The following is a 6,000-nucleotide window of genomic DNA, read 5'->3' as shown; positions in this document are numbered from 1 at the left end:
CTTCCCGTGCGACGGCCAGAAAGGCCAGACGCATATCAAGTCTTCCGCGCTGCATTTATGGCTCATGCCGATAAGTCGATACTGGTTATACAAGCTAGTGAGACGAGTTGCACCCGGGCACGATCGACGCGGAATGTCCTAAACGGATCAGGCGTTCGGTGATCGACAACCGCAACGGGCGCGTCACGAACGCAACCTTGCCGGATATGCTGTGCCGGTTCACGCCGACGCGCCGCCCGTCATGGACGTGATCTTCGTCGACAAGGGAGACCTATCATGCCGTTAAACGTCTAAAATGGTAGAGGGAAGGGCGCTGGAAACTAACCTTCTCCATTTTCGGCAATTCGCCAACCGTCGCGATCTCGCGATCGAGCAGCGTCCTCCAGTCACTCATAGCCTGTCATCTCGAGATAGCCGCGCCCGGCATGGGTGCCCTCAAATCGGATCGGGCCTTCCCAATAGGGAAAGCGTGTGTCCATCCAGGCTTCTGGGTTTAGCGTCCGGATGGTCACATCCACCCCTTTTTCCGACAATTGCACCCTCCAGCGGACCGGCACGCTACGTCCCGCGACTGCCGCCGTTTCGAGCGGCGTCACCCTTAGCGCGCCGGGGGCCTGCGGCTGCGGCCTGCCGTCGGCCTTGATCCATGTGGCCGATGTAAAGCCCGCGCCTCCGTCGCGCAGGCGAAAGCCCATCATCTTTTCGCCGCTGTCGAAATGCAGCGAGAACCAGTCCCACCCGGTTTGATCCTCAGCCAGCGGCTGCGAGGACCATTCGTGGTCCAACCACGCCTGACCGGTCACCGCAATCGCGCCTGCCGGAAGGGTCAGCGTGCCGGTCACGTGGTAGAATGGTTGCGAGTAATAATAGCTCGCCTGCCCCTTCTCGGATTTCACCGAATAGCCTTGCACTCCCTGCGGCACCAGAGGGCCTTTGGCGTCCAGCGCCAGTTCGTAGGAAAACGCCTGTCCCGCCGCACGCAGATCGAGCGCCGACAGCGCATCCGCCTCTGGCAGGGCTCGGCCTGCCATCTGCCAGTTGTCAATCCAGGCCGCAAAGGGCGCAGCCGTAACCCCCGCCTGGCCGATGCCGCCCCGTGCCATCCGTTCGGCCACGAATTGGTGCGTTTGCGTCGTCAGCCCCGCATGGCCCATCCAAAGCTGCGGACTGGACCAGCCTGACCGCTCCACCGGGGCCAGGGCGGATCGGAAAAGAGTCCATTGCACGCCATAGTCCGCTCCATCCGCAGCTTGCAGGTTGGCGGTCAAATACCACCATTCGATCCGGTAACCGGGGTGCGGGCCGTGGTCTGCCGGAAAGTTGAATGCAGTCCCCGGCTGCGGCACTGAAAACCCGTCAGCCTCTGTGCCTAGCCCAGCAAAACCTTGGCCAAAGGCAGGTGCGGCCAAGCACATGTAGATCAGCAATGCTCTAACGCTCATGTGCAAATACCTTCAGCAAATCCGATGGCGAAAGACGCGCCAGCCGCCAGGCAGGCACGGCGGCTGCAAGTCCGGCCGCCAGCAGCGCGAGCGCCGCCAGCCGCACCCAGTCACCGGGAAAAAGGTGCATCGGCAGACGCCAGCCAAAAGCCTCGACATTCACCACCGCCAGTAGAACAAAGGCGAGCGCAATACCTACAGGCACAGCGGCCAGCATGGTCAAGGCTGCCAACAGCAAGCCGCGCGAAAGCTCCAACCATGCGAGGTGGCGGCGGGTCAGACCCATGGCCCAGACCGGCGCCAGTTGCGGCAGGCGCATCCCCGACAGGGTCATGAGGCTCGCAAACATCGCCAGCCCCGCGACTCCCAGCGTCAGCACATTCAGCGCGGCTGTTACTCTGAATGTGCGCTCAAACACTTTGAGCGAAAAGACCTTGATCCCGGCCTGGTCAATCACGTTCTGCGCGGGCAGCCCGAATTCCGCCCGCAAACCCGCAGCCAGTGCTTCGGCCTTGCCGGGGGCAATCCGAATGGCATAGCGCAGGCGGGAGACGTCAGGATAGTGCTGGACCAGTGTGTCGATCCCGATGATCACTTGGCCGATCGGGTTGCCATAGTCGGCATAGACGCCGGCGATGCTGGCCCGCCAGCCACCGGGCAGCGTGATCTGGTCCCCCAAGCCCAACCCTCGGCGCCGCGCCAGTTGTTCGTTGATCAGGGCGCCCTCGCCTGTGGCGATCCGGTCCCACACCTCCGGCACTGCAGAGAGGATCGGCCAGTTGTCGCGATAGGTGGCATGATCGGCCACGCCGTATATTGCCGCGGGCTGGCCTGCGACCCGACCCTCAACGCTCCAGATCGGCAGGACCGCGTCGCTGCGCTGGGCCAGCCAGTCGCGTATCGCCGTGGCCTCTGCTTCGGTGCGGGCGGTCACGTATAACTCTGAGGCGAGACGCTGATCGAGCCAGCCGGTGAAGGTCAGCCGAAAGCTCGACACCATCGTGCTGACGCCCACATTGGCGGCCAGCGCAAGCAGCAGTGCCATTAGCGCCAATGACAGGCCGGGAAGCTGTTGACGCGTGTCGGCCCAAAACCATTCGGCCAGTGGTCCACGCGCCAAGCGGCCGCCAAGGTGCAATATCCCCGTCAGCACGAGCGGCAGCGCCAGTGCCGCCCCCAACAGCAGTGCCGCCAGAAGCGCAAAGCCCGCCTCGAGGCCGGATCCGAAGTGTGCAATTCCCGCCGCCGTCAACAGGAGCACCATCGCAGCCACGCCTTGCGCGCGCAGTGCCCGCTCCGAAGCCCGCGCCCAGGCCCGAGGCTGGGCCGCTGCAAGCAGCGGCAGGTGCCATAGCCGCCAGAGGCTCTGTGCGGCCGCCACCAGCGTGCCGACTACCGCGATGGCCAGCCCCGCTGCCCACACTGCGGGGTGGATCGACAGCGTTCCCGGCACATCGGCCCCGTAAAGCCCGCGCAGGGTGGCGGCGACGTCGGGCAAAAGGGCCGAGGCGACTACATAGCCAAGTGCCACGCCCACCAGCCCCGCGAGGAGGGCGAAGGTCAGCAGCTCGGCGATCAGCAAAAGGACCAGCACGCGTGCCGGCAAGCCCAGTGCGCGCAGCGTGCGAAATACCTGGCGGCGCTGTTCAAAAGCCAGACCGATGGCGGAATGCACGATGAAGAGCCCCACCGCAAAGGCGAGAAAACCGAAAGCCGTCAGGTTCAGGTGAAAACTGTCGGTCAGCCTGGCAAGATCTCCCGTTTCGCTCGGCTCGCGCAGGGTCAGGCCGGGGGCTGTCACCTTTAGAGGGGCACGGCCAATCGGTTGGTCCGGCCAGAGCAAAAGACGAGAGATCTTGTCCTTTGCCCCAAGCAGGACCTGCGCCTGCCCGATGTCGGTGAGGACAGTGCCAGGCGGCAAACCCTCGGCCACGCGCACGGGAGGTGTCGCTTGCTCGGTTAGTCGTGCCGCGGTTTCCGGGGCTGCATAGAGCACACCGGGCGCCGTGATGAACGGCAATAACTGGTCACCCGCCGCAATATCCACCTGCTGCGCCTGCGGCGGCAAAGTCAGTGGGTCAATGCCAAGGACGCGCAACCGCACATCCCCAAACCGCATTTCACCTTCAATCACCGGCGAAGCCAGCCAGCCTGCTCGCCGCAGTCTCACAAATTCCTGTTGATCCATCCGGGCCCCGTCCTCACGCACTAGTTGCGCGAGCCGGTCCTGCCCAAGGATTGCCGCTGCACGGTCATAGCTCGCCCGCGCCTCACCGTTGATCGCCTGAACCGCTGACCATAGCGCCGTTGCCAGCGATAGCCCCAAAAGCATCATCGCCAATTGGACAGGCCGCCTGCGCCAGTGAGACAAGAGCGCTGTCAGCCCGGTCCACACCATCACACCAGCCGGCCCGCGTGCAGGTGAACGCGGGCGTTCAGCCGGTTTGCCAGACGGTTGGAATGGGTGACCATTAACAGGGCGGCATCCGTTTCAGCCACCAGCGACAGCATAAGATCGAGTACAGCGTCCCCTGTTGCCTCATCCAGATTGCCCGTGGGCTCATCAGCCAGAACCAGCCGGGGCCGGGCGGCCAAGGTCCGGCCGATCGCCACCCGCTGTTGCTGGCCGGCCGACAGTTGTTCAGGGTAGCGCGTGAGGACTTGGGCGAGGCCCAGCCGTTTGGCAAGGACTTTCAACCATGCCGGATCAGGGCGGCCAGCAAGCCGAGCCTGAAAGGCAAGGTTGGCCGCCACATCAAGCGAAGGGATCAGGTTGAACTGCTGGAACACAAGTCCGACTGTCCCCCGCCGCAGGGCGGCAAGGGCTGTATCGTTCAGCCCCACAATATTGGTACCGCCAAGGTGGATTTCTCCCGCATCAGGGCTGTCGAGCCCTGCAACGAGGTGCAAAAGCGTGCTCTTGCCGCTGCCAGACTCGCCGGTCAGCCCAAGGCTCTTGCCCGCCTCCAGCGAAAGATCGATCCCGTTCAGAACATGCAACGGCCCCTCGCCAGTGGGGTAGAATTTGTCGATCTGGTGCAGCCTCAGCAGCATGTTACTCCCCGGAGGTCCGCGTGCATCTGACACGGCATGCCCGTGAAATAGTGCCAAACAACGACCCCTTCCATACAGCCTCCAAACCCACTGCCTTATTTGGAGAAATGGTTTTTTTCAGAGGGCTCGCGTTTTGCATCTAACGCGACCTCCACTTGGAATTCGATGTACAATTACGATCTAGTGCGGGTTCTCAGCTAGGCGGGATAGGCGTTGACCGTACCGTCGCAACTCACTCTCCATGTTCGCTCGGTTGCACGACGCGTTCGTCGGATAAAAGCCGGCGCCGTTTCGCAGCATCATTTTTGAAGCGGCTCGCATGGAAAGCCGCCGCCGTAGCGCAGGCAGGCGCTCCCCACGCGGGGAGGCTGTGTTGCATGCGGGATGGTGCGGTCATGATTATCCAAGGTCATTTTCGAGAGCGGCGTCGAGGTCTGCTGGGCTGAGTTGCACCATCTGTTGCGCCGAACTCTGCAGGGCGATTGCCGGCAGGTGAATGAACGCGCCGACGCGTCGCCAGGCAAGCCTGGAGGATCCCCTCAATCGATCGACGCGGTAGTCTCCGGCAGGTTGCCACGCCTCAAAACCCGGCAGCCGGAACGCGGATGAAAAGTGAACGACGGTCTGCGTGGTGCGACTGGCCATGGGTGCTTTCCGCAGGAGCACGCCGACGCCTCTCCTGGCATCTTTTCCATCCGAACCGGAAAGATCCCAATGCTGCCAGTACATCCGTGGTCAGCGCCGTGGTTCAAAGGCTCGAACAGAGCGACATGCGCGCCGGGCAAGCGCTATACATTCGCTGTCGAAAATTCGGTGCTTCATGACGGGTCAGGGTCGCGGACCTATGTCGATCGGGTCCGCGAAAGCCAAATCGGCCAAATCCTCGCGATCTGTATATATATGTCTCTATGCACATTCAATCAAGGATCAATAGGTTTGGTTCATAATTGCGGATTAATATAGTCTGCTGTCGGCAAAATTAAGATGGATGAATTACAATAAAATTGCTTATAGCTCCGCCTTTCTGACGGCCAAAATCGCCGGTAACAACGACTGATTTACATTTCAAATATTTTCGGTTTGAGGAATTAAAAATTTGGCACTCCTATCATTCGAGTGCCAAAGGGGCTATGTTAAGTGTTGCAGTCGCTCTATGTGCGGCGTCAGAAAGAACCCTAATGAAATTCCGACCACTCCACGACCGCGTCGTCATTCGGCGCGCTGAAGGCGACAACAAATCCAAGGGCGGAATCATCATTCCCGACACCGCCAAGGAAAAGCCTCAGGAAGGCGAAGTGATCGCCGTCGGCCCAGGCTCACGTGACGAAAGCGGCAAGCTGATCCCGCTCGACGTCAAGGCCGGCGACTTCATCCTGTTCGGCAAATGGTCCGGCACCGAGGTCAAGATCGACGGCGAGGATCTCCTGATCATGAAGGAGAGCGACATTATGGGCATCGTCGAGAAGGCCAAAGCGGCCAAGAAAGCCGCCTGACCGGGCGATTT

The 6,000-nt window shown here is 61.7% G+C and carries 5 protein-coding genes; 1 reads left to right on the top strand and 4 read right to left on the bottom strand.

Annotation, left to right across the window (positions count from 1 at the left end):
- Window positions 1-386: 386 nt before the first annotated feature.
- From AC0L3N_RS28115 to AC0L3N_RS28100, 4 genes are all read right to left on the bottom strand, one after another.
- Window positions 387-1,442 (bottom strand): lipocalin-like domain-containing protein, encoded by a 1,056-nt coding sequence (locus tag AC0L3N_RS28115; protein ID WP_123149590.1) that lies wholly within the window; start codon window positions 1,440-1,442, stop codon window positions 387-389.
- A complete protein-coding gene (locus AC0L3N_RS28110) occupies window positions 1,432-3,840 on the bottom strand; it encodes an ABC transporter permease (protein ID WP_473550755.1) in 2,409 nt (802 codons plus the stop codon). Before AC0L3N_RS28110 ends, AC0L3N_RS28115 begins: the two co-directional genes overlap by 11 nt.
- Entirely contained in the window at window positions 3,840-4,496 is a 657-nt protein-coding gene (locus AC0L3N_RS28105; RefSeq protein WP_473550754.1) for an ABC transporter ATP-binding protein, read from the bottom strand. The genes AC0L3N_RS28110 and AC0L3N_RS28105 overlap by 1 nt, the downstream gene beginning before the upstream one ends.
- Before the next feature lie 399 nt (window positions 4,497-4,895).
- Window positions 4,896-5,141: a hypothetical protein gene (locus AC0L3N_RS28100; protein WP_473550753.1), complete on the bottom strand. Its 246-nt coding sequence runs from the start codon at window positions 5,139-5,141 to the stop codon at window positions 4,896-4,898.
- A gap of 533 nt (window positions 5,142-5,674) precedes the next feature.
- Here AC0L3N_RS28100 and AC0L3N_RS28095 point away from each other — a divergent pair.
- Window positions 5,675-5,989 carry a co-chaperone GroES gene (locus AC0L3N_RS28095; RefSeq protein WP_473550751.1) on the top strand — a complete coding sequence of 105 codons (315 nt, stop codon included), beginning with the start codon at window positions 5,675-5,677 and terminating at the stop codon, window positions 5,987-5,989.
- Window positions 5,990-6,000 lie beyond the last annotated feature (11 nt).

The organism is Mesorhizobium sp. WSM4807 (genome assembly GCF_055811615.1).
The sequence above is the reverse complement of the archived record's forward strand: the minus strand, read 5'-3'. Positions and strand labels throughout refer to the sequence as shown.

Bases quoted from the DNA above. Each gene is read 5' to 3' on its own strand.
- AC0L3N_RS28115 (WP_123149590.1), bottom strand. From the start codon at position 1,442: ATGAGCGTTAGAGCATTGCTGATCTACATGTGCTTGGCCGCACCTGCC.
- AC0L3N_RS28110 (WP_473550755.1), bottom strand. From the start codon at position 3,840: ATGGTGTGGACCGGGCTGACAGCGCTCTTGTCTCACTGGCGCAGGCGG.
- AC0L3N_RS28105 (WP_473550754.1), bottom strand. From the start codon at position 4,496: ATGCTGCTGAGGCTGCACCAGATCGACAAATTCTACCCCACTGGCGAG.
- AC0L3N_RS28100 (WP_473550753.1), bottom strand. From the start codon at position 5,141: ATGGCCAGTCGCACCACGCAGACCGTCGTTCACTTTTCATCCGCGTTC.
- AC0L3N_RS28095 (WP_473550751.1), top strand. From the start codon at position 5,675: ATGAAATTCCGACCACTCCACGACCGCGTCGTCATTCGGCGCGCTGAA.